At 64.9% G+C, this 25,239-nt stretch carries 25 protein-coding genes; 20 read left to right on the top strand and 5 right to left on the bottom strand.

Annotated features, from left to right (window positions below; translation table 11 throughout):
- Positions 1 to 12: 12 nt before the first annotated feature.
- Entirely contained in the window at positions 13 to 996 is a 984-nt protein-coding gene (locus LDZ27_RS16080; protein WP_244816973.1) for a LysR family transcriptional regulator, read from the bottom strand.
- A gap of 133 nt (positions 997 to 1,129) precedes the next feature.
- Positions 1,130 to 2,395 carry a mechanosensitive ion channel family protein gene (locus tag LDZ27_RS16085; protein ID WP_244816974.1) on the bottom strand — a complete coding sequence of 422 codons (1,266 nt, stop codon included), beginning with the start codon at positions 2,393 to 2,395 and terminating at the stop codon, positions 1,130 to 1,132.
- Between the two features lie 192 nt (positions 2,396 to 2,587).
- On the opposite strand from LDZ27_RS16085, the gene LDZ27_RS16090 reads away from it, so the two are divergent.
- The 16 genes from LDZ27_RS16090 to LDZ27_RS16165 all read left to right on the top strand — a co-directional run bounded on the left by LDZ27_RS16090 (position 2,588) and on the right by LDZ27_RS16165 (position 17,558).
- Positions 2,588 to 3,556: a MurR/RpiR family transcriptional regulator gene (locus tag LDZ27_RS16090; RefSeq protein ID WP_244816975.1), complete on the top strand. Its 969-nt coding sequence runs from the start codon at positions 2,588 to 2,590 to the stop codon at positions 3,554 to 3,556.
- Positions 3,553 to 4,515: an isoaspartyl peptidase/L-asparaginase family protein gene (locus LDZ27_RS16095; protein WP_244816976.1), complete on the top strand. Its 963-nt coding sequence runs from the start codon at positions 3,553 to 3,555 to the stop codon at positions 4,513 to 4,515. Before LDZ27_RS16090 ends, LDZ27_RS16095 begins: the two co-directional genes overlap by 4 nt.
- Complete coding sequence (locus LDZ27_RS16100; RefSeq protein ID WP_244816977.1) at positions 4,512 to 6,419, top strand: dipeptide ABC transporter ATP-binding protein; 1,908 nt, start codon at positions 4,512 to 4,514, stop codon at positions 6,417 to 6,419. The genes LDZ27_RS16095 and LDZ27_RS16100 overlap by 4 nt, the downstream gene beginning before the upstream one ends.
- Before the next feature lie 63 nt (positions 6,420 to 6,482).
- Positions 6,483 to 8,039, top strand: a complete 1,557-nt coding sequence (gsiB, locus tag LDZ27_RS16105; RefSeq protein WP_370653436.1) for a glutathione ABC transporter substrate-binding protein GsiB — start codon at positions 6,483 to 6,485, stop codon at positions 8,037 to 8,039.
- Between the two features lie 3 nt (positions 8,040 to 8,042).
- A complete protein-coding gene (gene gsiC, locus LDZ27_RS16110; protein WP_244816978.1) occupies positions 8,043 to 8,963 on the top strand; it encodes a glutathione ABC transporter permease GsiC in 921 nt (306 codons plus the stop codon).
- A 7-nt stretch (positions 8,964 to 8,970) separates the two neighbouring features.
- Complete coding sequence (gene gsiD, locus LDZ27_RS16115) at positions 8,971 to 9,861, top strand: glutathione ABC transporter permease GsiD (RefSeq protein WP_244816979.1); 891 nt, start codon at positions 8,971 to 8,973, stop codon at positions 9,859 to 9,861.
- Positions 9,858 to 10,883, top strand: coding sequence for a P1 family peptidase (locus tag LDZ27_RS16120; protein ID WP_244816980.1), 1,026 nt, complete (start codon positions 9,858 to 9,860; stop codon positions 10,881 to 10,883). The genes gsiD and LDZ27_RS16120 overlap by 4 nt, the downstream gene beginning before the upstream one ends.
- A complete protein-coding gene (locus LDZ27_RS16125) occupies positions 10,880 to 11,710 on the top strand; it encodes a M55 family metallopeptidase (RefSeq protein ID WP_244816981.1) in 831 nt (276 codons plus the stop codon). Before LDZ27_RS16120 ends, LDZ27_RS16125 begins: the two co-directional genes overlap by 4 nt.
- Before the next feature lie 71 nt (positions 11,711 to 11,781).
- Positions 11,782 to 12,000, top strand: coding sequence for a hypothetical protein (locus LDZ27_RS16130; protein ID WP_244816982.1), 219 nt, complete (start codon positions 11,782 to 11,784; stop codon positions 11,998 to 12,000).
- Between the two features lie 43 nt (positions 12,001 to 12,043).
- On the top strand, positions 12,044 to 12,421 hold the full coding sequence (crcB, locus tag LDZ27_RS16135; RefSeq protein WP_244816983.1) for a fluoride efflux transporter CrcB: 378 nt from the start codon (positions 12,044 to 12,046) through the stop codon (positions 12,419 to 12,421).
- 130 nt (positions 12,422 to 12,551) lie between these two features.
- Complete coding sequence (locus LDZ27_RS16140; RefSeq protein ID WP_244816984.1) at positions 12,552 to 13,025, top strand: GNAT family N-acetyltransferase; 474 nt, start codon at positions 12,552 to 12,554, stop codon at positions 13,023 to 13,025.
- 128 nt (positions 13,026 to 13,153) lie between these two features.
- Positions 13,154 to 14,710: a histidine ammonia-lyase gene (gene hutH, locus LDZ27_RS16145; RefSeq protein ID WP_244816985.1), complete on the top strand. Its 1,557-nt coding sequence runs from the start codon at positions 13,154 to 13,156 to the stop codon at positions 14,708 to 14,710.
- Positions 14,707 to 15,402: a histidine utilization repressor gene (gene hutC / locus LDZ27_RS16150; protein WP_244816986.1), complete on the top strand. Its 696-nt coding sequence runs from the start codon at positions 14,707 to 14,709 to the stop codon at positions 15,400 to 15,402. The genes hutH and hutC overlap by 4 nt, the downstream gene beginning before the upstream one ends.
- A gap of 1 nt (position 15,403) precedes the next feature.
- Entirely contained in the window at positions 15,404 to 15,997 is a 594-nt protein-coding gene (locus tag LDZ27_RS16155) for a HutD family protein (RefSeq protein ID WP_244816987.1), read from the top strand.
- A 285-nt stretch (positions 15,998 to 16,282) separates the two neighbouring features.
- Positions 16,283 to 16,600: a DUF4148 domain-containing protein gene (locus tag LDZ27_RS16160; protein ID WP_244817301.1), complete on the top strand. Its 318-nt coding sequence runs from the start codon at positions 16,283 to 16,285 to the stop codon at positions 16,598 to 16,600.
- Positions 16,601 to 16,793: 193 nt separating this feature from the next.
- Positions 16,794 to 17,558, top strand: a complete 765-nt coding sequence (locus LDZ27_RS16165) for a CDP-diacylglycerol diphosphatase (RefSeq protein ID WP_244816988.1) — start codon at positions 16,794 to 16,796, stop codon at positions 17,556 to 17,558.
- 13 nt (positions 17,559 to 17,571) lie between these two features.
- Here the strand turns inward: LDZ27_RS16165 and LDZ27_RS16170 are convergent, their stop codons facing one another.
- Both LDZ27_RS16170 and LDZ27_RS16175 read right to left on the bottom strand, forming a co-directional pair.
- The gene (locus tag LDZ27_RS16170) at positions 17,572 to 18,819 is read right to left on the bottom strand and encodes an aspartate carbamoyltransferase (RefSeq protein WP_244817302.1); all 1,248 of its coding nucleotides are present in this window, start codon (positions 18,817 to 18,819) and stop codon (positions 17,572 to 17,574) included.
- Between the two features lie 71 nt (positions 18,820 to 18,890).
- Positions 18,891 to 19,310 (bottom strand): secondary thiamine-phosphate synthase enzyme YjbQ, encoded by a 420-nt coding sequence (locus LDZ27_RS16175; protein ID WP_244816989.1) that lies wholly within the window; start codon positions 19,308 to 19,310, stop codon positions 18,891 to 18,893.
- Between the two features lie 102 nt (positions 19,311 to 19,412).
- Between LDZ27_RS16175 and LDZ27_RS16180 the strand changes: the two genes are divergently transcribed.
- Genes LDZ27_RS16180 through LDZ27_RS16190 form a run of 3 tightly spaced genes read left to right on the top strand, consistent with a single transcriptional unit; the run spans position 19,413 to position 22,112 of the window.
- Positions 19,413 to 19,919: a BON domain-containing protein gene (locus LDZ27_RS16180; protein WP_370653452.1), complete on the top strand. Its 507-nt coding sequence runs from the start codon at positions 19,413 to 19,415 to the stop codon at positions 19,917 to 19,919.
- A 29-nt stretch (positions 19,920 to 19,948) separates the two neighbouring features.
- Positions 19,949 to 21,331: a nodulation protein NfeD gene (locus LDZ27_RS16185; RefSeq protein WP_244816991.1), complete on the top strand. Its 1,383-nt coding sequence runs from the start codon at positions 19,949 to 19,951 to the stop codon at positions 21,329 to 21,331.
- 19 nt (positions 21,332 to 21,350) lie between these two features.
- Positions 21,351 to 22,112, top strand: coding sequence for a slipin family protein (locus LDZ27_RS16190; protein WP_244816992.1), 762 nt, complete (start codon positions 21,351 to 21,353; stop codon positions 22,110 to 22,112).
- Between the two features lie 252 nt (positions 22,113 to 22,364).
- Here LDZ27_RS16190 and LDZ27_RS16195 read toward each other — a convergent pair whose 3' ends face one another.
- A complete protein-coding gene (locus tag LDZ27_RS16195; protein ID WP_244816993.1) occupies positions 22,365 to 23,693 on the bottom strand; it encodes an aspartate aminotransferase family protein in 1,329 nt (442 codons plus the stop codon).
- A 136-nt stretch (positions 23,694 to 23,829) separates the two neighbouring features.
- Between LDZ27_RS16195 and LDZ27_RS16200 the strand changes: the two genes are divergently transcribed.
- Positions 23,830 to 25,236 carry a PLP-dependent aminotransferase family protein gene (locus LDZ27_RS16200; protein ID WP_244816994.1) on the top strand — a complete coding sequence of 469 codons (1,407 nt, stop codon included), beginning with the start codon at positions 23,830 to 23,832 and terminating at the stop codon, positions 25,234 to 25,236.
- Positions 25,237 to 25,239: the final 3 nt, after the last annotated feature.

The raw sequence follows: 25,239 nt of genomic DNA on the forward strand, positions 1-25,239 counted from the left end.
GCGGCCGCCGCGTCAGGCGTCGGCGGTTTCGGCGGAATGCTCGTCGTCGGAACGCCGCCGCGCCGCGCGATACAGCGTCGTGAGCGTATCGTCCATTCGTTGCGAGCGCTCGAACAATTGCGCGAGCCAGTCGACGAAAACCGAAACACGCGGCGTCGCCTGACGGCTCTTCAGAAACGCGACCGAAACCTTCATCGGCGGCGATTTGCACTGCGGCAGCACTTCGCGCAGTTGCCCCGAGCGCAAGTACGGTTGAGCCGCGATGCGCAGCGGCTGAATCAGCCCGAGACCTTCCAATCCGCAGGCGAGATAAGCGTGTTCGTCGGCCACTTGCACGAAGCCGCGCATGCGGACGCTGTGCGGCTTGCCATCGACGTCGAATTCGAAATCGGCGGGGCGTCCGCTTTTCTCCGGCACGCAATTCACCGCGACGTGCCGCGCGAGGTCGTCGAGGTGCGCGGGCGTGCCGTGCTTCGCCAGATAAGCGGGGCTCGCGCACGTCACCTGTTCGAGCATGCCGAGCCGCCGCGCGATCAGCCCGGAATCGGGCAGTTCGCCGAGCTGCACGCTGCAATCGACGCCTTCGCCGACCAAATCCACGTTGCGAATGCCGATGCCGAGCGACAGCTCGATGTGCGGATGGCGCGCATGAAACTCCGGCAGCGCGGGCACGACGATGGACGTCGCGACCGTATCCGGCATCTCCACGCGCAGGCGTCCGCGCAGCCGCTCCTCGCCCGCGCCGAAGCCGGATTCGAGTTCGTCGATATCGGCGAGAATCTGCGCGCAGCGCTCGTAGTAGGCCGCGCCGTCGACAGTCAGGTTCAGGCGCCGCGTCGTGCGTGCGAGCAGTTGCACGCCGACGAGCGCTTCGAGTTGTTGCACGGTCGTCGAAACGCTCGCGCGCGGCATGCCGAGCGATTCGGCTGCGCGCGTGAAGCTGTTCGTATCGACGACACGCGTGAAGACACGCATGGCATGGACGCGATCGATCACGATGAGTTTTCCTTATTGCCGATGATGGGCGATGCGACACGGGCGCACCGGCGATGACATCATCGTAAGGATCGCGTGGTCCCGCGTGAATACACAAAAATCGACGATTCTTGCCTGATTCTTCTCGCCGCAATCAGAGTGTCGGCATTTCGCCGCGCAGCCGCCCCGCGACGCCGGCGAAATCCGTGCCCGACGGCGCCTGATAGAGCCGCAGACCCATCTCCGGAAGGATCGAGAGCAGATGGTCGAAGACGTCGCCCTGAATGCGCTCGTACTGCGTCCAGGCGGTCGTCGCGGTGAAGCAGTAGACCTCGACCGGAATGCCTTGCGATTCCGGTTCCATCATGCGGACCATGATCGCCATGTCCTGCCGGATCTCCGGATGATGCTGCAGATACGCAAGCCCATACGCGCGAAACGTGCCGATGTTCGTGAGCCGCCGCCGGTTCGCGGGCTCGGCCGCCAGTTCGCCGAGATTGCGGTTCGCCTGCGCGACTTCCGTCTGCTTCTGTTGCAGATAATCGTGCAGAAGACGGAAGCGCATCATGCGTTCGGTTTCGTCGTCGGTCAGAAAGCGCACGCATTGCGCGTCGATGCGCATCGTCCGCTTGATGCGCCTGCCGCCCGATTCGAACATGTGCCGATAGTTTCGATAGCTTTCCGAGAAGAGCTTGTAGGTCGGCACGGTCGTCACCGTGTTGTCCCAGTTCTGCACTTTGACCGTATGCAGCGCGATGTCCTTCACGGCGCCGTCGGCGAGCGCCTGCGGCATCTCGATCCAGTCGCCGATGCGCAGCATGTCGTTCGACGTGAGTTGCGTGCTCGCGACGAGCGAGAGCAGCGTGTCCTTGAACACGAGCAGCAGCACGGCGGAAAGCGCGCCCAGGCCCGAAAGCATCCAGAGCGGCGAACGGTTGATGAGGATCGACAGGACGAGCACGGAGCAGATCAGCGCGAGCGCGAGCTTGCCGATCTGTATGTAGCCTTTGATCGAGCGCGTCTGCGCTTGCTTGCTCGCGGCGTAGACGTCCTGCCATGCGGAGAGCGCGCTGCCCGCCGCGAGAAACACGCAGACCCACGCGCAGCCGTGCGCGACGCGCTCCACGACCGTCGCCCAGCGCCCGATGTGCGGCACTTCGCCGATGCCGAGCGCGACGACGGCGAAGGGCGCCGCGTACCAGAGCCGGTGATAGGCGCGATGCCGGTTGAACGCCTGATCCCACGCGGAATGCCCGGCGAGCACCAGCAGCCGGTGCGCGATTTTGAGCAGCACGCGCGCGATCACCCACTGCGCGAATTCCGCAAGGACGATGAGCGCGGCGAGTCCCACGAGAAATTGCGCCCACGGCTGAGTGGGAAGATGCTGTGCAAGCGTATCAGGAAGAAAGTCCAGGTTCATGCGTGAGCGGCAAAGTAAAGGGCGGCCCTCGAAAGACGGGCGTTGCGTATTGTGCAATGAACGCGCCACGCATCGTTCGGAAGCGTAGCGTGTGTTATCGAAAACCCGAGGTCGATGAAAATCAATTTTTTTCGGCGACGGTTTTGGGTAAGGATACTTTCATCGCGACCCTCCGAGAGCGCGCCATCGCGTATGTCCCGCCGTTCGCCGGTTCCTCCGCCAGCAAGCGCCGACGAGTTCATCTCGGCGCGCATCGCCGCTGCCATGCCCACGCTCACGCCGATTCATCAGCGCATGGGCGCGTTCGTGCTGGCCAATCTCTTTCGCTCGGCCACCATGCGTATCGACGAGTTCGCGGCCGCCGCGGGCGCGTCGATCGCCACCGCGAACCGCTTCGCGCGCGCGCTCGGCTTCTCGGGCTATCCAGCGTTTCGCGACGCGCTCGTGCGCGGCTTCGAGGCGACCATCGCGCCGGTCGAACGCTTGCGCTCGTCGCGCGAGACGCCCGCGACCGCCGCCGATGTCTTCGAGGCGTCGCTCGCGCAGGCGGCGGCCAACGTGCGGCTCGCGCAGACATCCGCCGATGCCGCGAAAGCCGAGGCGCTCGTCGATGCCATTCTCGATGCGCGGCGCGTCTTCGTCATCGGCTACGGCGCGAGCGCGTATCTCGCCGGTCTGCTGGAGCATGGTCTCACGCCGTATTGCGCGAACGTGCAGTCGCTCGCGCTTCCCGGCGGGCCGTCGCACGCGGCGCGGCGGCTCTTCACCGCGTCGCGCGAGGACGTGCTCGTCGCGATAGCCTTTCCCCGCTACGTCGACGACACGCTCGCGCTCGCACGGCAGGCGCGCGAGCATGGCGTGCGTGTCGTCGCGCTGACCGATAGCGGCGCGTCGCCGCTCGCACGCATCGCGCATCTGGTGCTCGCGATCCACGCCGAACGCAGGCTCGCCGCCAATTGCGATACGGCGGTGCTCGCCGTCATCGAAGCGCTGTGCGACGCCGTCGCGCATCGCGCGAAACGCTCGGTCGAAGCGGCTTCGGGCCTCGCCGAATTCGTGCTGCCGTGGCTTGCCGCGCCTTCGCCGCTGAACGGGGCGCAAGCTGCGCCGCGCACGGCATCCTCGAAACGACAACCTCAAAGGGAGCCGCGCGAAACATGAGCGCCATTCCAGTCATCGCGATTCACGGCGGCGCGGGCACGATCCTGCGCTCGGCCATGAACACCGAAACCGAAGCGCGCTATCACGCGGCGCTCGCGGACATCCTGCAAGCGGGGCAGCGTCTGCTCGAAAACGGCGCGGGCGCGCTCGATGCCGTCACCGAGGCCGTGCGCCTGCTCGAAGACTGTCCGCTCTTCAACGCGGGCCACGGCGCGGTGTTCACGGCGGCGGGCACGCATGAACTCGATGCATCGATCATGGATGGCGCGACGCTCGATGCCGGCGCGATCAGCTGCGTGACGCGCGTGAAAAACCCCGTGCTGGCAGCGCGCCGCGTGCTCGACGTGAGCGAGCATGTCATGTTCACTGCGGCGGGCGCGGAAGCGTTCGCACAGGCGCAGGGCCTCGAATTCGTGGAGCCGTCGTATTTCCATACCGATGCGCGCCATCAGCAATGGTTGAGGGCGCGCGGCAACTCCGGCACGCTGCTCGATCACGATTCCGCCTCGCGCGCGGGCGAGGACGATCCGATCGATCCGGCGAAGAAGTTCGGCACGGTCGGCGCCGTCGCGCTCGATGCGAACGGTCATCTCGCGGCGGCGACCTCGACGGGCGGCGTGACCAACAAGCAGCCGGGGCGCGTGGGCGATGCGCCGCTGGTCGGCGCGGGCTGCTATGCGAACGACGCCACGTGCGCCGTCTCGACCACCGGCACCGGCGAGATGTTCATGCGCATGCTCGCGGCTTATGACGTGTCCGCGCAGATGGAATATCGCGGACTCGCGCTCGACGACGCGGCGCGCGAGGTCGTGATGAACAAGCTGCCGCGCATCGATGGACGCGGCGGTCTGATCGCCGTCGATGCGAAGGGCAACGTCACGCTGCCGTTCAATACGGAAGGCATGTATCGCGGGTTCGCGCGTGTGGGCGAGCAGGCGGTCACGGCCATCTACCGATGACGATGACAACGACACCGGCCTTGCCCGGCTCGCGCGTGATCGACGTGCGCGATCTCTCGGTTGCGTTTCGCTCGCGCTCGCGCGTCGTCGAAGCGGTGCGCGGCATTTCGTTCTCCGTGGATCGCGGCGAAACGCTCGCCATCGTAGGCGAATCGGGATCGGGCAAGTCGGTGACGTCGCTTGCGTTGATGCGTCTCGTCGAGCATGGCGGCGGCGTCATTTCTTCGGGCAGCATCGCGTTTCGCCGTCGCAATGGGCAAGTGCTCGATCTCGCGCGCGCGTCCTCAGCCACGATGCGCGGCGTGCGCGGCGCGGACATCGCGATGATCTTTCAGGAGCCGATGACGTCGCTCAATCCGGTCTTCACGGTGGGCGACCAGATTGCGGAAGCCATCGCGCTGCATCAGGGCAAGAGCCATTCGGAAGCGCGCAGCCTGGCGCTGCATCTGCTCGATCTCGTGCGCATTCCCGAGTCGCGCCGCGTGTTCGGGCGCTATCCGCATCAGCTGTCGGGCGGCATGCGTCAGCGCGTGATGATCGCGATGGCGCTTTCGTGCAAGCCCGCGCTTCTGATCGCCGACGAGCCGACCACCGCGCTCGACGTGACCATTCAGGCGCAGATTCTGCAACTCGTGCGCGCGCTGCAGGACGAGATGAACATGGGTGTGATCTTCATCACGCACGACATGGGCGTGGTGGCGGAAGTCGCGGACCGCGTGCTCGTGATGTATCGCGGCGAGAAAGTGGAAGAGGCGGCCTCCGACGATTTATTCCGGACACCGAAGAATCCGTACACGAAGGCGCTGCTCGCCGCCGTGCCGACGCTCGGCGCCATGCGCGGCAGCGATCGCCCGGCGAAGTTTCCGATCCTCGAAGTCGAGCCCGTGGACGTGGCGCCCGACGATGCGAGCGCGCTGCGGCCTTCGGCGGCGGTCGAACATGAAGTGCAGCCGGCCGTCGACGAAACCAGCAGGCCGATATTGCGCGTGCGCGACCTCGTCACGCGTTTCCCCGTCAAAACAGGGCTTTTCGGCCGTACGACCGCAGCGGTGCATGCCGTCGAGCGCGTGAGTTTCGATCTGCGGCAAGGCGAGACGCTTGCGCTCGTCGGCGAGTCGGGCTGCGGAAAATCGACGACAGGGCGCTCGCTCTTGCGCCTCGTCGAAACTCAGAGCGGCTCGATCGAATTCGACGGACGCGACATCAGCGCATTGCAAGGCCCCGAGTTGCAGGCATTGCGACGCAACATCCAGTTCATCTTTCAGGACCCGTTCGCGTCGCTCAACCCGCGCCTGACGGTGGGCTTCTCGGTGATGGAGCCATTGCTCGTGCATGGCGTCGCGAGCGGGAAAGAGGCGCAGGCGCGCGTCGACTGGCTGCTGGAGAAGGTCGGCTTGCCGCCGGAGGCTGCGCAACGTTATCCGCATGAATTCTCGGGCGGCCAGCGGCAACGCATTGCCATTGCGCGCGCGCTCGCGCTGAACCCGAAAGTCGTGATCGCCGACGAGTCCGTGTCCGCGCTCGATGTTTCGGTGCGCGCGCAGATCGTCAATCTGATGCTGGATTTGCAGCGCGAACTGGGCGTGGCCTATCTCTTCATCTCGCACGACATGGCCGTGGTGGAGCGCGTGAGCCATCGCGTTGCGGTCATGTATCTGGGCCAGATCGTCGAGATCGGGCCGCGCGCCGCCGTATTCGAAGCGCCGCGTCATCCGTACACGAGAAAGCTGATGAGCGCGGTGCCCGTGGCCGATCCCGCGCGTCGTCATGCAAAGCGCATGCTCGCCGCCGATGAAATCCCGAGCCCCATACGCAAGCTCGGCGACGAGCCGGCGGTTGCGAAGCTCGTCGCCGTCGGTCCCGATCATTACGTTGCCGAGCATCACGTCGGCGGCGCTTACTAGTCTTGCGCAGTCGCAAAAAGCCCATCGAAAGCGAACCATAACGTCAAGCCAAGGAGTCTTACGATGCCGTCCTCTCGTCCCTTCCCGTTGCGCGGGTTTTTCGCAGCCAGCGCCTTCGTCACGATGACCGCGTTCGGTTCCGTGACTGCGCATGCGCAAGGCACCGCCGTGATGGCGGTCGCCTCGACCTTCACGACGCTCGACCCGTACGACGCGAACGACACGCTCTCGCAAGCGGTCGCGAAGTCCTTTTATCAGGGGCTTTTCGGCTTCGACAAGGACATGAAGATCCAGAACGTGCTCGCGACGAGCTACGAAGCGAGCGCCGACGCGAAGGTCTATACGATCCATCTGCGTCAGGGCGTGAAGTTTCATGACGGCACCGATTTCAACGCGGAAGCCGTGAAAGCCGTGTTCGACCGCGTGACCGATCCCGCGAACAAACTGAAGCGCTATAACCTCTTCAACAAGATCGAGAAGACGGAAGTCATCGATCCATACACGGCGAAGGTCACGCTCAAGTTCCCGTTCTCTGCGTTCATCAACGTGCTCGCGCATCCGTCGGCGGTGATGATCTCGCCGACCGCGCTCAAGAAATACGGCAAGGACATCGCGTTTCATCCGGTGGGGACGGGGCCGTTCGAATTCGTCGAATGGAAGCAGACCGACGATCTCAAAGTCAAGAAGTTCGCGGGCTACTGGAAGAAGGGCTATCCGAAGATCGACATGATCGACTGGAAGCCCGTTGTCGATAACAACACGCGTGCCGCACTCATGCAGACGGGCGAAGCGGACTTCGCGTTTCAGGTGCCGTTCGAACAGGCCGCGACGCTCAAGGCAAGCCCGAAGGTCGATCTGATCGCGGCGCCTTCCATCATTCAGCGCTATATCAGCATGAACATGATGCAGAAGCCCTTCGACAACCCGAAGGTGCGCGAGGCGCTCAACTACGCGATCAACAAGGAAGCGCTCGTGAAGGTCGCGTTCGCGGGCTATGCGGTGCCGGCCGAAGGCGTCGTGCCGCCCGGCGTCGACTATGCAACGAAGATCGGCCCCTGGAAATACGATCCCGCGAAAGCGCGGCAACTGCTGAAGGAAGCCGGCTATCCGAACGGCTTCGAGACGACGCTATGGTCGGGCTACAACTACACGACGGCGCAGAAGATCATCCAGTTCGTGCAGCAGCAACTCGCGCAAGTAGGCGTGAAAGCCTCGGTCGAAGCGCTCGAAGCCGGGCAGCGCGTGCAGCGCGTGGACAGCGCGCCCGACCCGGCGACGGCGCCGGTGCGCATGTATTACATCGGCTGGTCCTCGTCGACGGGCGAGGCGGATTGGGCCATCTCGCCGCTGCTTTCGAGTGCATCGTTTCCGCCGAAGCTCGCGAACACGGCTTACTACAAGAACGAAAACGTGGATGCCGACTTGCAAAAGGCGCTCGCAACCACGGACCGTAATGAGAAAGCCGCGCTCTACGCCGATGCACAAAAGCGCGTCTGGGCCGATGCGCCGTGGATCTTCCTCGTCACCGAGAAAGTGGTGTATGCGCGCAGCAAGCGGCTGTCCGGCGCTTACGTGATGCCGGATGGCTCGTTCAACATCGACGAGATCGCGATCAAATAAGCGATGCTGACCTTTCTCGCCAAGCGCTTGCTCGGGCTGCTGCCGACGCTTTTCATCGTCGCCGTGCTCGTGTTCCTGTTCGTGCATCTGTTGCCCGGCGACCCGGCGCGTCTTGCTGCCGGTGCCGAAGCGGACGAAGCAACGGTTGCGCTCGTGCGTGCCGATCTCGGTCTCGACAAGCCGCTGACGCAGCAGCTAACGAGCTTCTTCACGAAGGTCGCGCATCTCGACTTCGGCATGTCGACGCGCAGCAAGCGGCCCGTTTCCACCGAGATCGCCGAACGCTTCATGCCGACGCTGTGGCTCACGCTTGCAAGCATGGCGTGGGCCGTTCTCTTCGGCATGAGCATCGGCATCGTGTCGGCGGTGTGGCGCAATCAGTGGCCGGATCGCCTCGGCATGACGCTCGCGGTATCGGGCATCTCGTTTCCCGCGTTCGCGCTCGGCATGCTGCTCATCGAGATTTTTTCGGTGAAGCTCGGCTGGCTGCCGATCGTCGGGGACGGCACATGGCAAAGCTACGTGCTGCCGTCGCTCACGCTCGGCGCGGCGGTGGCCGCCGTGATGGCGCGTTTCACGCGCGCGTCGTTCGTCGAAGTGCTCGGCGAGGACTTCGTGCGCACCGCGCGCGCGAAGGGCGTGCATGAGCCGATGGTCATCGTGAAACACTGCCTGCGCAACGCGATGATCCCCGTTCTCACGATGATGGGCCTGCAGTTCGGCTTTCTGCTGGGCGGATCGATCGTCGTGGAGAAGGTGTTCAACTGGCCGGGCCTCGGGCGCCTGCTCGTCGATGCCGTCGAGATGCGCGACTATCCGGTGATTCAGGCGGAAGTGCTGCTTTTCTCGCTGGAATTCATCGTGATCAATCTCGTGGTGGACGTGCTGTACGCGGTCATCAACCCGACCATTCGTTTCAAGTGAGGACGCGATGAGCGTGACAGTGCAAGCCACGGAACAAGCGTCGCAGCATGTACGCACGCCGTGGACCGAGTTCTGGCGCAAGTTCAGGCAACAGCATGTCGCGATGATCGCGGCCGCATTCGTGCTGCTGCTCATCGCGATTGCGGTCATCGCGCCGTATATCGCGCCTTACGATCCCGAGAACTACTTCGACTACGATGCGCTCAACGCCGGCCCATCGGCCGCGCACTGGTTCGGCGTGGACTCGCTCGGGCGCGACATTCTGAGCCGCATACTCGTCGGCAGCCGCATCTCGTTGACGGCGGGCCTGCTGTCAGTCGTGATCGGCGCCGTGATAGGCACGTTCTTCGGCTTGCTCGCGGGCTATTACGAAGGCTGGTGGGACCGCATCGTGATGCGCATATCCGACGTGCTTTTCGCGTTTCCCGGCATTTTGCTCGCGATCGGCGTTGTCGCGATTCTCGGCAACGGCATGGTGAACGTGGTGTGCGCGGTGGCTATCTTCAGCATCCCGGCGTTCGCGCGGCTCGTGCGCGGCAACACGCTCGCGCTCAAGCATCTCACGTATATCGAGGCGGCGCGCAGCATCGGCGCATCCGACTGGACGATCATCGTGCGGCATATTCTGCCGGGCACGATATCGTCGGTGGTCGTGTACTTCACGATGCGCATCGGCACATCGATCATCACTGCCGCGAGCCTGTCGTTCCTCGGCCTCGGCGCGCAGCCGCCGACGCCCGAGTGGGGCGCGATGCTCAACGAAGCGCGCGCCGACATGGCGATGGCGCCGCACGTCGCGATCTTCCCGAGTCTCGCGATCTTCCTGACCGTGCTCGCGTTCAATCTGCTCGGCGACGGCCTGCGCGATGCGCTCGATCCGAAGCTCGACAGGCCATGATGCGCGCACCGCATGTCGGCATGCTGGATGCGGGCGCGCTTGGCAGCATCGCCGATGTCGCGGGCGTGACGGTCGGGCACTGCACGCTGGACCGCGACGCCGTGCAGACCGGCGTGACGGTCGTGCGTCCGCATGACGGCGACGTGTATCGCCATAAGGTGCCTGCCGCTGCGTGCATCATCAATGGATTCGGCAAGAGCATGGGTCTCGTGCAGGTCGACGAACTCGGCGTGATCGAAACGCCGATTGCGTTGTCCAACACGTTCGGCGTAGGAACGGTCGCCGATGCGCAAATTCGTTCGGCCTGCGAAGCAAACGACGAGATCGGACGGAACTGGCCGAGCGTGAATCCGCTCGTCTTCGAGTGCAACGATGGCTATCTCAACGACATGCGCGCCTTCGCCATCGAGGAAACGCACTATCGCGATGCGCTCGCTCGATGCTCGAAGGACTTCGCGCGCGGCGCGGTGGGCGCGGGGCGCGGCATGTCGTGCTTCGAGCTGAAGGGCGGGATCGGGACGGCGTCGCGTGTCGTATCGATCGGCGATCGGGCGTACACGACAGGCGCATTGGTGCTCGCCAACTTCGGCCGCCTGCCGCAGCTCACGATTGGCGGCGAGCCGGTCGGACGCAAGCTGCAACAGGCGCATCACGATGACGTAAAGCCGGAACACGGCTCGATCATCATGCTTCTTGCCACGGACGCGCCGCTCGATTCGCGTCAGTTACGCCGTCTCGCGATGCGCGCGGCGGCGGGTCTCGCGCGCACCGGCTCGGTCTACGGTCACGGCAGCGGAGACATCGCGCTCGCGTTCTCGACCGCTTATACCGTGCCGCACGACGCCGCTTTCATCGCCGTCCCGCCGTTGCTCAACGATGCACGTCTGGACCCGCTTTTTCAGGCTGCTGCCGACGGTATCGAACAGGCCGTGCTCGATGCGCTTTTCAGCGCGCGGACGCTGACCGGGCGCGACGGTCATCGGCGCTTATCGCTCAACGATGCCCTCGAAGGCGCGCCATGAAAGTGCTTGTTTCGACGGATATAGAAGGCATCGCCGGCGTCTTTCATCCGGAGCAGACGCGGCCCGGCAATGCCGAATACGAAGCGGCGCGGCGCTGTATGACGCACGAAGCGAACGCAGCAGTAGAAGGCGCATTCGATGGCGGCGCATCGCAGGTGTGGGTCAACGATTCGCATGGCGGCTTTCGCAATCTCCTGCCCGACGCGTTCGATGCCCGCGCGCATCTCGTGCTCGGCAAACCGCGCACGCTCGGCATGATGGCGGGGCTGGAGGCATCGCCGGAACGGGTCTTCATGATCGGTTATCACGCATGCGCGCAAAGCCGCGGCATTCTCGCGCATACGATCAACAGCTTCGCGTTCGCACGCGTTGCGCTCGACGGCGAGGAAGTCGGCGAAGCGGCGCTGTACGGCAGGCTCGCGGAAGAACGCGGCGCGCGCGTGGCGCTCTTGACGGGCGATGACGTCTTCGGCGCGCAGACGCTGCCGCTCTTTCCCGGCGCACGCTTCGTATGCGTGAAGACGGCGCACGGCTATTCGAGCGGCATCACGGAGACGCCCGCCGCCGCATGCGATGCGATTCGCCGCGCGGCGAAGGAAGTCGTGCAGTCGGCGTCATCGGAAAGATGGGCGCCGCGTCCGCGCGATGCATGCGGCAGCTTGCGCTGCGAACTGCGCGTGCAGACGAGCGCGCTCGCCGATCTCTTCTGCCAGTGGCCGACGCTCGAACGCATCGACGCGGTCACGCTCGCCTCCGATGCGCCCGGCATCGAGCACGTCGTGCGCACGCTCAATTGCCTGTCGGCAATGTCATTCATGTTACGGTGACACGCCGAGTATCGTTAGAATGGAGCCCGCGAAGAGCAGGCTCCGCTCACAGGCTTTGGCAGGCGTTGTCCATGCACCAGGTAAAGCTCGAACACAACGACGACAGCACGCTCGATCCCGCCGACCCGGCGCTCTCGATGCGCGGCTCGCTGTTCATCGACGGACACGAAGCCGGGTGCTGGGAAGCGCGGCGCGACGGCACATGGGCGGCGCATTTACGGCATACGCAGGGCTGGATCGTCGAGGCGAGCCGCGCGGCGCTCGTGGAACGGCTCGCTCGCGAGGCTTAGCGCCGGCAACAAGGCGCTTTCATCAAGATAACTGACTTAATTCATGTACCTGTCGATCATCGCCGTCGGACTCGGCGGCGGACTGGGCTCGCTGCTCAGATGGGCGCTCGGTCTGCGTCTCAACGCGATCGTTCCGAACCTGCCGCTCGGCACCTTCGCCGCGAACGTCATCGCGGGCTACATCATCGGCGTCGCGGTGGCCTTCTTCGCGCGCTCTCCCGATATCTCTGTCGAATGGCGGCTCTTCATCATCACCGGTCTGATGGGCGGACTATCGACGTTCTCCACGTTCTCGGCGGAAGTCGTCGCGCATCTTCAGCAGGGGCGCTTCGGGTGGGCGTTCGCGGAGATCGCGATTCACGTAGGCGCGTCGCTGATGATGACCGCGCTCGGCATCGCGACGGTCGCAGTCGCGAGCTGAACGCCGCGACACCTTTTCGCGTTTGCCCGCCGCGTGTTCCCTACAATTTCCCGTTCCCGCGTTTCTGACGCTCGACACATCGCTGCGTTTGCAGCGGCTTATTCTTTATCGCAACAAAGAAGGTGAAACCATGCCGGAGTTCCCGCTTATCGATATCAGACCGTACCGGGCGAGTGATCTCGACGGCGTGATCGATCTGTTTTTGCGCGCCGTGCGCGAAACGGCGTCAGCGGATTACAACGAGAAGCAGATCGAAGCCTGGGCGCAGGCCGATCCGGACGAATGGGCGCTCGCCCGCGCGAGCCGCCCGACCTGGGTCGCGTTCACCGGCGGGCAGCTTGCGGGCTTCGCCGATCTCGAGAAGAACGGGCTCATCGACATGATGTTCGTTCATCCGGATCATCAGCGCAAAGGCGTCGCGACTGCGCTGCTCGCACGCATCGAGGCCGAAGCCGACGAAGCCGGCATGCAGGTGCTGCATACCTACGCGAGCACGACGGGCCGGCCGTTCTTCGAGTACTGCGGCTTCACCATGCTGCTCGCGCGCGCGGCTGTGGTGCGCGGCCAGCGGTTCGTGCAGTTCGTCATGGAAAAGGTCCTGTAAAGGACCTGATCTGTATAGACAAGCATCCGCATATTCTGGCGTTGCCCCTAGTGGTATCCCGAATATGCCTTGTTTCGCCGTTTATGCGCGTTTAGACTGGCGTCTGACTTGTATAGACAGGACGAAACATGATTACGCTGACGCCCGGAAAACTCACGCTGCCGCAATTGCGCCGCATCGCGCGCGGATCGGATTCGCTGCATCTCGATCCCGCCAGTTTCGATGCCATCGACGCGAGCGCGCGCGCCGTCGCCGCGATCGCCGCGAAGGGCGATCCCGCCTACGGCATCAATACGGGCTTCGGGCGGCTCGCCAATACGCACATTCCCGCCGATCAGCTCGAACTGCTCCAGCGCAATCTGGTGCTTTCGCATGCGGTCGGCGTCGGCGAGCCGATGTCGCGTCCCGTCGTGCGCCTGCTCATGGCGCTCAAGCTCTCCAGTCTCGGGCGCGGTCATTCGGGCATCCGCCGCGAAGTGATCGACGCCCTCATCACGCTCTTCAATGCCGACGTGCTGCCGATCATCCCCATCAAGGGTTCGGTCGGCGCATCGGGCGATCTCGCGCCGCTCGCGCATATGTCGACGGTGCTGCTCGGCATCGGCGAAGTGACGATCCGCGGCGAACGCGCGAGCGCGCTCGACGGCCTCGCGGTCGCCGGGCTCAAGCCGCTCACGTTGCAGGCGAAAGAGGGCCTGGCGCTGTTGAACGGCACGCAGGCGTCGGCGGCGCTCGCGCTTTTCAACCTCTTCGCCATCGAGGATCTCTTTCGCACCGGGCTCGTCGCGGGCGCGCTCTCGGTGGATGCGGCGGCCGGCTCTATCGTGCCGTTCGATGCGCGCATTCATGAGTTGCGCGGGCATCGCGGGCAGATGGACGCGGCCGCGGCGTATCGTGCGCTGTTGAAGGGCTCGGGGATTAACCTGTCGCATGCGGATTGCGAGAAGGTGCAGGACCCGTACAGCCTGCGTTGCCAGCCACAAGTGATGGGCGCGTGCCTCGACCAGATGCGCCACGCCGCGGACATCCTGCTGATCGAGGCGAACGCCGTCTCCGACAATCCGCTCATTTTCCCCGACACCGGCGAAGTGCTGTCCGGCGGCAACTTCCACGCGGAGCCGGTCGCGTTCGCCGCCGACAACCTCGCGCTCGCCGCAGCCGAGATCGGCGCGCTCGCCGAGCGGCGCATCGCGCTCCTGATCGACGCGACGCTGTCGGGCCTGCCGCCATTCCTCGTTCGCGACGGCGGCGTGAATTCCGGCTTCATGATCGCGCACGTCACCGCGGCGGCGCTGGCATCGGAGAACAAGACGCTCGCGCATCCCGCGTCGGTGGATTCGCTGCCGACTTCCGCGAATCAGGAAGATCACGTTTCGATGGCCACGTTCGCCGCGCGCAAGCTCGGCGACATCGCGAGCAACACGGCCAACATTCTCGCCATCGAATTGCTGGCGGCCGCGCAGGGCGTCGATCTGCGCGCGCCGCACAAGACGAGCGCGCCGCTCATCGAAGTGATGAAGACGCTGCGCGCGCACGTCGCGCATTACGACCTCGACCACTACTTCGCGCCGGATATCGCGGCCATCGCGAGGCTCGTCGAGGGCGGCGAAATCGCGAAGCACAGCCCGTTCTCGTTCTTGTCGGAGGCGCGGGAAGGGCAGGAAGCGCAGGCAGCGGGCGCATGAATACGCCCGCGTATCAGGAAATCAAGGACTATATCCTCGAGCGCATTCACATCGGCGAGTGGAGGGAGGGCGATCAGGTGCCCTCCGAAAACGAGCTTGCGCGCGAGTTCAAGGTCGCGCGAATGACGGTGAATCGCGCGCTGCGCGAGCTTACGTCCGAGCAGGTGCTCACGCGCGTGCAGGGCGCGGGCACGTTCGTCGCGCAGCCGAAATACGCGTCGACGCTCGTGGAGATTCGCAGCATTTCCGACGAAATCGTCGCGCGCGGTCATGCCTATCGCGCGCAGGTGCTGCTTCTGGGCGCATCCATCGTCGATGAAACGCTCGCCGCCGAAATGCAGCTTGCGCTCGGCAGTCCGGTGTTTCATTCGCGCGTGCTGCACTTCGAAAACGACGAACCGGTGCAACTCGAAGAGCGCTACGTGAACCCCGCGCTCGCGCCGGAATACGCGCGGCAGGATTTCACGGCGATCACGCCAAACCAATATTTGATGATCGCCGCGCCGTTGCAGCGCGTCGAGTACCGGATCGAGGCGTCGGTGCCGTCGATCGAAATCCGCCACGCGCTCGCGATGACGGAACACGAGCCGTGCCTTCTACTGCATCGGCGGACGTGGTCGCGCGACGCGGTCGCCTCCGTCGCGAATCTGTGGCATCCGGGCGACCGTTACCAGTTCACCGGACATTTCTGACGTGACGATCATCCGCGCCGCTGCGCTCGCGAGCATGCCGTGGAAGAACGGCGGCGGCATCACGCGCGAAATCGCGGCGGGTCCGCCGGGCGCATCGCTCGATGCGTTCGCGTGGCGGCTTTCCATCGCGGACGTTTCGGCGGACGGCGCGTTCTCCACGTTCGCGGGCGTCGATCGCGCGCTCGTGCTGCTCGACGGCGCGGGCATGCGCCTGACGGACGCCGGCGGCCGGACGCAGGTGCTCGACGAACCGCTCGCGCTCGCGCGCTTTCCCGGCGAAGCGCCGGTTAGTGCCAGCCTCATTCGCGGACCGACGCGCGATTTCAACGCGATGGTGCGCCGCGACCGGGCGCGCATGTCGGTGAGCGTCCGTCGCGATGAACGCTGGGAGATTGCAGCCGACTGCGACGTCACTTTCGTGTTTTGCGCGCGCGGCGCGGTGAGCGTCGCGTTGGCCGGCGACACGCGCATCACGCTGGAAGCAGGCGATACCTGGCGCATCGACCGGAGCGATGCGCGGGCTTGCGTCTGTCAGGCCGAGGTCGATGCCGCGTGGCTGCACATCCGTATCGACGAGACGATCGATCGACGCTGACGCGGTGCTGGCGATTGTCTGTCAATCGGGAAATCGACTAACCCGGAGACGGAAGGCGCAGTTTGCCGATTTCTCCCGCATAAACAACCGCTTAGGTCGAAAACAGCCGCCATGAGCCGCAGACCGGATTATTGCTCCGCGAACAATTATGTTTCATGAAAATCGGGGTTTCCCCTAACGCGGCGTCCTCCTACACTTGTCATCAACGAAACGAAATCAGAAACCGCTTAAAAGCACTCGATTCCGCGTTCGATTCCAAAACAAGATTACTGGAGGTTCATCATGATCAAGGCACTCGTTCCGGCACTCATCATCGCTTCTGCTTTGGCCGCGCCGACCTTCGCGTTCGCGCAGAACAACGGTCCCGTGACCCGCTCGCAAGTGCGTGCCGAACTCGCTCAGCTCGAAAAGGCCGGCTACAACCCGTCGGAAGACCGCGTGAATTATCCGCAGAATCTGCAGGCAGCTCAGGCTCGCGTGAACGCCGAACAAGGCGCGGCGGCGACGACGTCCTACGGTCCGTCGAGCGCCGGTACGATGCAATCGGGCGCGCGCTCGGCTGTGTCGATGTCGGATCGCAACTCGGTGTACTTCGGCCACTAAGCCGACGCGTGCGCAGTAACAGTCGAAAAGCGTAGTACGTAGCAACGCAGCAAGCAGTGAAGAAGCGCCGGCCGCGAACATCGCGGGCGGCGCTTTTTTCATGGGCGATCGATCGCGCGTCGTCCGCGCATGTGACGTTCATATGCGTCCCGCATAATCGGCGGACCGTGACTCGCGCCGCTGGTGCTCACCGATGAAGCTCGTCCGCTCATTCCTCGTCGTGCTGTTGGCTTTCACGTTGCCGAATGCCGGCGCGAACGCGGCCATTCCCGATGCGCTATGGGAAATCGTCCACGACCGTTGCGTGCCGGCGGCAAGCGGCGCGGCTATCCGCCAGCAATGCGCCGACGTGAATCTCGCGGGCGGCTATGCGGTGCTGAAGGATATTGTCGGCGTCGCGCAATATCTGCTGATTCCGACCGCGCGCGTGAGCGGCATCGAAAGTCCCGAACTGCTCGATCCCGACGCGCCGAATTACTGGCGCGACGCGTGGCAGTCGCGCCATTACGTCGAGGACGCGCTGCGCCGCGCCTTGCCGCGCGACGAAATGTCGCTCGCGGTCAATTCCGCGAGCGGCCGCACGCAGAACCAGTTGCACATTCATATCGATTGCCTCGCTGCCGATGTCGCACAGGCGCTGCGCGAAGCGGGCCCGCTCATCGGCACCGACTGGACGCCGCTGCCGACGCGCCTGCGCGGGCACGCGTACCGGGCGCTGCGCATCGACGACGCAGAGCTCTCGCATACCGATCCGTTCAAAGTGCTCGCGGCGAGCGTCGCGCGCGAAGGCGCGGCGATGGGCGACCAGACTGTGTTGCTCGTCGGCGCATGGCGCGGCGACGGCGCGCGCGCGTTTTATCTGCTCAACGATCGCGTGCGGCGCGGCGATCCGGCGTCGTCGGAAGAGCTTCAGGACCACACATGCGCCGTGGCTGATCCCGCCATCGTGAAGCCCTGACGTTCGCTGGTCGTCAATCGAAGCCGTGAAAGACCGCGTCGTCCGGTCCGATGGACGCGGGCGATTTCCACGTCGCGTCGCGCATGGAATGCCGCACCTGATGTTCGACGCCGAGCAGCGTCGCGAAAATGGCCATCCGCACGGCAATGCCGTTGTCCGTCTGACGAAAGATCGCGAGCCGCGAATCGTGGTTCAGGTCGGTGGCGAGATCGTTGGCGCCGGGCCGGCTGTCGCGCGGCAGCGGATGCATGATGAGCGTGTCCCGCCCGCAGCTTTCGTCGACGAGCGCCTGATTAATTTGGAAATCCGGCGTATAGCCTTCGATCGACTCGTCGGCGAAGCGCTCTTTCTGGATGCGCGTGGCGTAGACCACGTCCGCGCCGGCGAGACCCGCGCGCAGGTCGCTCGTCTGCTCGATTGCATGGTCGCCGCGCACAATGCGTTCGACGATATGCGCCGGCATTTCGAGCGAACGCGGCGAAACGAGCGTGAACTTCAGCCCCTTGTACAGCGACAGCAGCTTCGCGAGCGAATGCACGGTGCGGCCGTATTTGAGGTCGCCGACCATCGCGATATGCGCGCCATCGACAATCTTGCCGAGCCGCGAAAACTCGCGCTGGATCGTATAGAGGTCGAGCAACGCCTGACTCGGATGCTCGCCGGGGCCGTCGCCCGCGTTGATGACCGGCACATTCGTCGCGCGGGCGAATTCGGCGACCGAGCCTTGCTCCGGATGCCGCACGACGATGGCGTCGGCATAGCCGCTGATGACCCGGCTCGTGTCGTAGATGGATTCGCCCTTCGCCATCGACGAGAACGTGAAGCCGGTCGTATCGCACACGGAGCCGCCAAGCCGGCAGAACGCCGCGCCGAAACTCACGCGCGTGCGCGTGCTCGCCTCGAAGAACAGGTTCGCGAGCACCGCGCCTTCCAGCACGCGCGTGACTTTCCGGCGCCGCGCGATGGGCTGCATCATGTCGGCGGTGCGAAACAGCGCTTCGGCGGATTCCCGCGAAAACTGGTCGACGGACAACAACTGCGGGCGTCCCTCGTATTCGATCGCGCACGCGGAATATACGCTCTGCGTATATACACCGGCCGTCGGCGCGCTCGCCAGAATCTCGCCGACGTAGCGGGCGGCGATCTCCGGCATCGACCGCGACTCCGGCGATTCGTCCGGCAGAAGCCATGTATCGAGCGCCCGCCGCGACACGCCGATGCGCGATGCGAACGCGTCGCGCGTCATATTCAGGCGGCGCATGGCGTCGCGAAGCACGATTTGCTGCTGAGTCACGGTGAACGCTCCAGAATGTACGCGGAGCGTATAGTAGGTTACTCGCCGATCAGATGCAACACCAGCTCACGATGATGCGGCGTCGCCCGATGCTCGAACACGTAGATGCCTTGCCATGTGCCGAGCACCATGCGCCCGGCTTCGACGGGAATCGAAAGCTGGACGGTGGTGAGCGCCGTGCGCAGATGCGCGGGCATGTCGTCGGGGCCTTCGGCGTCGTGGATATAGCGGCCCGGCGCTTCGGGCGCGACCGATTCGAAATAGCGTTCCAGATCCGCGCGCACGTCCGGGTCGGCGTTTTCCTGAACCAGAAGGGACGCCGACGTATGCCGGCAAAAAACCGTGAGCAGGCCGGTGCGGATGCCCTGGAGATCGATCCAGCGGTCGATGTCGCGCGTGACTTCGTGCAGCCCGCGCGAGCCGGTTGCGAGCGTGAGGTGGTGCAGTGCCTGTTTCATGTCGTGTTCGTCCGTGCAAGAGTGCGTGATCGAGTGTAGCGGCTCATTGGCAGCATGATGGACTATGCTTTTCGCGTGCAGGTTCATCATCGGCCGACGATCATGCGAAGAACCACGACAGCCGCGCTGTGCCTCGCGACGATCGCGCGTCTTTCATCCGGCGCGCACGCGGACGACGCCCGCGCCAATCGCGCCAATCGCGGCAACGATCCCTTTCTGCACGTATCGGACGCCATCGCCGGCTGTCCCGCGCCACGCGGTCCGTTCGAGACGCAACAGGAATGGCTGGACGAGGCACACTACCGCATCGAGCGTGGCAATAGCTGCTGGATCGCGGGGCGCTGCCGTCTGCCGAACAGCTACGACTACGACCGCGAAATCGCCGACAGCGTCACGCGCCGCCTGAACGCGCTCAACGCACAGCTCCAGTGGCGCGACAAGACGAGCCTGTGGCTGACGCTGCAACGCCGCTTCGTTTATGTCGACGGCTGCGTGTCGCCGGACTTCGACACGACGCGCTTCGTCGCGGAACTGGGCGAGACGGCGGATGTCGAGAAGATCATCGATCGCACGACGGTTCTATCGCCTAAGCTGAAAGCGAGACCGTGAGCGACGCCGGCTGCGGCCGGCGATTGCCGATGAGAACCAATACCGCTGACTGGCTTTTGCGTATCGCGCGGCGCGTGCTGCTGATGACGGCGCTCGGCGTGCTTGGCGCGTTCGCCCCGTTCGCTTCGCCCGCTTCGTCCGCGAGCCGCGCCGCCGCCGCGCCGGTCGTCGTGATTCCGCTGACGGGCGCGATCGGTCCGGCGAGCGCGGACTTCGTCGTGCGAGCGCTCGCCCGCGCCGCCGACGAGCACGCGCAACTTGCCGTGCTGCGTATCGACACGCCGGGCGGCTTCGACCTTTCCATGCGCTCGATCATTCAGGCGATCCTCGCGTCGCCCGTGCCGGTGGCCGCGTTCATCGCGCCGAGCGGGGCGCGCGCGGCGAGCGCCGGCACCTACATCGTCTATGCGAGCCACATCGCGGCGATGGCCCCTGGCACGAATCTCGGCGCGGCGACGCCGATCCAGCTCGGCGCGGGCGCACCCGAGCGCGCTGCGTCGGGCGCGTCCGAGACGGCATCGACCGAAACGCGCAAGCAAGTGCAGGACGCCGCCGCCTACATTCGCGGCCTCGCGCAATTGCGCGGACGCAACGCGCAGTGGGCCGAGCGCGCGGTGCGCGAGGCGGTCGCGTTATCCGCGAACGAAGCGCTCGCGCAGAACGTCATCGACCTCGTTGCGAGCGATGTGCCCGATCTTCTCGCCAAACTCGACGGCCGCCGCGTTCGCACCGCGCACGGCGAGCGCGTGCTCGCGACGCGCGAGGCGAGCGTCGTCGTGCTGCAACCGGACTGGCGCAGCCGCTTTCTCGCGACGATCACGGACCCGAGCATCGCGCTTGTACTCATGATGATCGGCATGTACGGGCTTTTCTTCGAATTCGCCAATCCGGGCTTCGTGCTGCCGGGCGTCGCGGGCGCGATCTGCCTGCTCGTCGGGCTCTTCGCGCTGCAGCTTCTGCCGGTGAGCTACGTCGGGCTGGGCCTCGTCGTGCTCGGCATCGGTTGTCTGATCGCGGAAGCGTTCCTGCCGACGTTTGGCGCGCTCGGCATCGGCGGCATCGTCGCGTTCGCGATCGGCGCCCTGATGCTCGTCGATACGGACGTGCCCGGCTTCGGCGTGCCGATGGGCGTCGTCGTGGCGCTCGCGCTCGTCACCGCGTTTTTCGTGTTCGGCGTGTCGGGCTTCGCGTTGAAGGCGCGCCGGCGGCCTGTCGTGAGCGGCGGGGAGGCCATGCTCGGTACCATCGGCGTGATGCTGGACCCCGGCTGGGCGCAAGTGCACGGCGAGCGCTGGCGCGTGCGCGCCGCGTCGTCCGATGCGCTGCCCGCGACGGGCGAGCGCGTACGCGTCACCGCACGCGACGGGCTGACGCTCACGGTCGAGCCGATTAACACTTCGACATCCTTATGAAATAAAGAGGGCTGAAAACATGGGGCTTACTTTCGGTTTCAGCGGTATCGTGCTGGCGTTCGTCATCTTCATCGTGGCGTCGGCGGTCCGCATTTTTCGCGAGTACGAGCGCGGTGTCGTGTTCACGCTCGGACGTTTCTGGAAGGTCAAGGGGCCGGGACTCGTGCTGATTCTCCCTGTGGTGCAGCAGGCGGTCCGCATGGACTTGCGCACGGTGGTGTTCGACGTGCCGCCGCAGGACGTCATCACGCGCGACAACGTCTCCGTGAAAGTGAATGCGGTGGTGTACTTTCGCGTCGTCGATCCGGAAAAGGCCGTGATACAGGTCGCGCGCTTTCTCGAAGCGACGAGCCAGCTTTCGCAGACGACGCTGCGCGCCATTCTCGGCAAGCACGAGCTCGACGAACTGCTTTCCGAGCGCGAGCGCCTGAACAGCGACATCCAGCGCGTGCTCGATTCGCAGACGGATGCGTGGGGCATCAAGGTATCGAATGTCGAGATCAAGGACGTGGACATCAACGAAACGATGATCCGCGCCATCGCGCGTCAGGCCGAAGCCGAGCGCGAGCGCCGCGCGAAGATCATTCATGCGGAAGGCGAGTTGCAGGCATCGGAGAAGCTCTTGCAGGCGGCGCAAATGCTCGCGCAAGCGCCGCAGGCGATGCAGCTTCGCTATCTGCAGACGCTCACGACCATTGCCGGCGACAAGAATTCGACGATCGTGTTTCCGGTGCCGATCGATCTGGTGAGCGCGGTGATCGACCGCTTCACGAAGACGTAAGCCGCGCGTTTTCATGCGAGTCTTGTCGCGAGCGACGTTCACGCGTGCGCGCAATGCAGCTTAACTAAGTGCGTGCCCGCCGTTCGAACGCGGGGCTGCGGCGGTCCGACATGCTCGCCGCCTGCACGAGCGTGCAGCGGTGCGCGGCGAGTTTTCTACGCGTGCTGGATGTCTGCGAAGCACGCGCAGGCGTTGATAGAAGCGAAGCCAGCAGCGACGACGCAGCCGTCGCCGCAAACCGGGCCTACTGACTTACTTCACCGTTTTGAGCACCTTTCGCACCGTCGCGAAAATGCGTTCGATTTGTTCGTCCTCGATGATGAGCGGCGGCGAGAACGCGAGAATGTCGCCGGTATAGCGCACGAGCACGCCGGCTTCGAAGCACTTCACGAAAATCTCGTAGGCACGCGCGCCGGGCGCGCCTTCGCGCGATTCCAGTTCGATCCCCGCGACGAGGCCGAGATTGCGGATGTCCTTCACGTAGGGCGCGTCGCGCAGCGCGTGCGCCGCATCCTCGAACTTCTGCGCCTTCGATGCCGCGCGATCGAAGAGCTTGTCGCGCGCGTAGAGATCGAGCGTGGCGACAGCCGCCGCGGTCGCGGCCGGATGCGCCGAATACGTATAGCCGTGAAAGAGTTCGATGGCGTTCGCCGCGCCTGCCTCGACGACGGTGTCGTGCACCTTGCGATGCGCGGCCACCGCGCCCATCGGAATGGCTGCGTTGTTGATCGCCTTGGCCATCGTTATCAGGTCGGGCGTCACGCCGAAAAATTCGCTTGCGGTTGCCTTGCCGAGACGTCCGAATCCGGTGATGACTTCGTCGAAGATCAGCAAAATGCCGTGTTTCGTGCAGATTTCCCGCAGCTTCTGAAGATAGCCCTTCGGCGGCACGAGCACGCCGGTGGAACCCGCGAGCGGCTCGACGATCACCGCCGCAATCGTCGATGCATCGTGCAGCGCGACGATGCGCTCCAGCTCGTCCGCGAGATGTTCGCCCCACGCGGGCTGGCCCTTCGAGAACGCGTTGTGCGCGAGATCGTGCGTATGCGGTAGATGATCGACCGAAGGCAACAGCGCGCCCGAGAACGTCTTGCGATTCAACGCGATCCCGCCGACCGAAATGCCGCCGAAGCCGACGCCGTGATACCCGCGCTCGCGACCGATGAGGCGCGTGCGCTGTCCTTCGCCGCGCGCCCGGTGATAGGCAATCGCGATCTTGAGCGCAGTGTCGACGGACTCCGATCCCGAGTTCGTGAAGAAGATGCGGTCGAGACCCTCGGGCATCAGCGCGGCGACCTTGCTCGCGGCTTCGAAGGCGAGCGGATGGCCCATCTGGAACGTCGGCGCGAAGTCGAGCGTGCCGAGCGCCTTCTGCACGGCATCGACGATTTCGTCGCGGCAATGCCCCGCGTTCACGCACCAGAGACCCGCGCAGCCGTCGAGCACTTCGCGGCCATCCGTCGAACGGTAATACATGCCTTTCGCGCTCTCCAGGAGACGCGGCGCGGCCTTGAACTGGCGATTGGCGGTGAAGGGCATCCAGAACGACGAAAGATCGTCGATGACGGGGCGTGCGTTCATAACGGGTCTCCTCGGGAAGAACGCTCACTCTATGCCCGGACGCAGCCGCGCGGCATAGACAGTGGCTTGACTGCGCTGCCAACTGTGCTGGCAAAATGCTGCAAACTGTGCTGGCTCTCGGCGGCTCATCGATCCCATGATAGAACTCAAGCTGGAACGCGGCTCGCGGCATGCGCCGACGCTCGTCGAACAACTCGTGCGCGCTTTTGCTTCTGCGATCGAAGCGCAGACGCTGCGCGCGGGCACGCTGCTGCCTTCCGTGCGACGTCTCGCCGACGAGCAGCGCCTGAGCACGTTCACCGTGACCGAAGCGTATGGCAGGCTCGTATCGATGGGGCTCGTGGCCGCGCGGCGCGGATCGGGTTATCGCGTGGCCGTGCGCGGTCATCGCGATGAAGTGCGCGCGCTCGAATGGCAACCGCCGAGTCTCACCGCGACGTGGCTGCTTTCCGACGTCTTCGCCGATCATTCCGTGCCTATAAAAGCGGGCTGCGGCTGGCTGCCGAACGAGTGGATCAACGAAAGCGGCCTGCAACATGCGCTGCGCGCGCTAAGCCGCGTGCCCGCCGCGCGCATCGCGGATTACGGCCATCCCTATGGCTTCGCGCCGCTGCGCGAACGCATCGCGGAGCAACTGGATCGCTACGGCCTGCCTGTCGATGCCGCCTCCAACGTGCTGATGACCGCGGGCGCGACGCAGGCGCTCGATCTCATCGTGCGCACGCTGTTACGCCCAGGCGATGCCGTGGTCGTCGAAGATCCGGGCTACTGCAATCTCTTGCAGATTCTGCGGCTCGCCGGTCTCGACGTGCATGGCGTGCCGCGCACCGTGGCGGGCATCGATACGGAAGCGTTCGAGCAGGTTGTCATCGCGCATCGTCCGAAGGCCGTCTTTCTGAACACGACATTGCAGAACCCGACGGGCGCGACGTTCAACATGGCATGCGCCTTTCGTCTGCTGCAGATCGCGCAGCGCCACGGCCTCTGGATCATCGAAGACGACGTGAACCGCGAACTCGCGCCCCCCGGCGCGCCCCTGCTCGCCGCAATGGAAGGGCTCAACCGCGTGCTGTATGTCGGCGGTTTCGCGAAGACCATCACGCCGTCGCTGCGTAGCGGCTATGTGGTCGCGGAGCGCGCGGTGCTGCGTGAACTGGCCCGCACGAAGATGGCGGTGGGGCTGACGTCATCGGAGGCGACCGAACGTATCGTCGACAAAGTGCTGACGGAAGGACGCTATGCGCGCCACGTCGAATTCGTCGTGGAGAAGCTCAGGCACGCGCATGCGCTCGTCGAGGAGCGCATGGACGCGCTCGGCGCAAGTGTGTTCAGGCGGCCGCGCGCGGGCCTTTTCGTGTGGGCGAGCTTGCCCGTCGATCCTTGCGCCGCAGCCGATGTCGCCACACGCGCGCTCGAGCACGGCATCTGGCTCGCGCCGGGTTCGTATTTCCGCCCCGGCGATGCCCCTAGCGCGTGCTTTCGCTTCAACGTGCCGCATTCGGTCGACGACGCGTTGTGGACGTTTCTCGAGACCTTGCCTTAGCGC

Origin of the sequence: Caballeronia sp. Lep1P3, from assembly GCF_022879595.1 — a bacterium.
Taxonomy (GTDB): domain Bacteria; phylum Pseudomonadota; class Gammaproteobacteria; order Burkholderiales; family Burkholderiaceae; genus Caballeronia.

Coding starts and splice junctions, on each gene's coding strand:
- LDZ27_RS16085 (WP_244816974.1), bottom strand. CDS start 2,395: ATGAACCTGGACTTTCTTCCTGATACGCTTGCACAGCATCTTCCCACT.
- LDZ27_RS16090 (WP_244816975.1), top strand. CDS start 2,588: ATGTCCCGCCGTTCGCCGGTTCCTCCGCCAGCAAGCGCCGACGAGTTC.
- LDZ27_RS16095 (WP_244816976.1), top strand. CDS start 3,553: ATGAGCGCCATTCCAGTCATCGCGATTCACGGCGGCGCGGGCACGATC.
- LDZ27_RS16100 (WP_244816977.1), top strand. CDS start 4,512: ATGACGATGACAACGACACCGGCCTTGCCCGGCTCGCGCGTGATCGAC.
- gsiB (WP_370653436.1), top strand. CDS start 6,483: ATGCCGTCCTCTCGTCCCTTCCCGTTGCGCGGGTTTTTCGCAGCCAGC.
- gsiC (WP_244816978.1), top strand. CDS start 8,043: ATGCTGACCTTTCTCGCCAAGCGCTTGCTCGGGCTGCTGCCGACGCTT.
- gsiD (WP_244816979.1), top strand. CDS start 8,971: ATGAGCGTGACAGTGCAAGCCACGGAACAAGCGTCGCAGCATGTACGC.
- LDZ27_RS16120 (WP_244816980.1), top strand. CDS start 9,858: ATGATGCGCGCACCGCATGTCGGCATGCTGGATGCGGGCGCGCTTGGC.
- LDZ27_RS16125 (WP_244816981.1), top strand. CDS start 10,880: ATGAAAGTGCTTGTTTCGACGGATATAGAAGGCATCGCCGGCGTCTTT.
- LDZ27_RS16130 (WP_244816982.1), top strand. CDS start 11,782: ATGCACCAGGTAAAGCTCGAACACAACGACGACAGCACGCTCGATCCC.
- crcB (WP_244816983.1), top strand. CDS start 12,044: ATGTACCTGTCGATCATCGCCGTCGGACTCGGCGGCGGACTGGGCTCG.
- LDZ27_RS16140 (WP_244816984.1), top strand. CDS start 12,552: ATGCCGGAGTTCCCGCTTATCGATATCAGACCGTACCGGGCGAGTGAT.
- hutH (WP_244816985.1), top strand. CDS start 13,154: ATGATTACGCTGACGCCCGGAAAACTCACGCTGCCGCAATTGCGCCGC.
- hutC (WP_244816986.1), top strand. CDS start 14,707: ATGAATACGCCCGCGTATCAGGAAATCAAGGACTATATCCTCGAGCGC.
- LDZ27_RS16165 (WP_244816988.1), top strand. CDS start 16,794: ATGAAGCTCGTCCGCTCATTCCTCGTCGTGCTGTTGGCTTTCACGTTG.
- LDZ27_RS16170 (WP_244817302.1), bottom strand. CDS start 18,819: ATGCGCCGCCTGAATATGACGCGCGACGCGTTCGCATCGCGCATCGGC.
- LDZ27_RS16175 (WP_244816989.1), bottom strand. CDS start 19,310: ATGAAACAGGCACTGCACCACCTCACGCTCGCAACCGGCTCGCGCGGG.
- LDZ27_RS16180 (WP_370653452.1), top strand. CDS start 19,413: ATGCGAAGAACCACGACAGCCGCGCTGTGCCTCGCGACGATCGCGCGT.
- LDZ27_RS16185 (WP_244816991.1), top strand. CDS start 19,949: ATGAGAACCAATACCGCTGACTGGCTTTTGCGTATCGCGCGGCGCGTG.
- LDZ27_RS16190 (WP_244816992.1), top strand. CDS start 21,351: ATGGGGCTTACTTTCGGTTTCAGCGGTATCGTGCTGGCGTTCGTCATC.
- LDZ27_RS16195 (WP_244816993.1), bottom strand. CDS start 23,693: ATGAACGCACGCCCCGTCATCGACGATCTTTCGTCGTTCTGGATGCCC.
- LDZ27_RS16200 (WP_244816994.1), top strand. CDS start 23,830: ATGATAGAACTCAAGCTGGAACGCGGCTCGCGGCATGCGCCGACGCTC.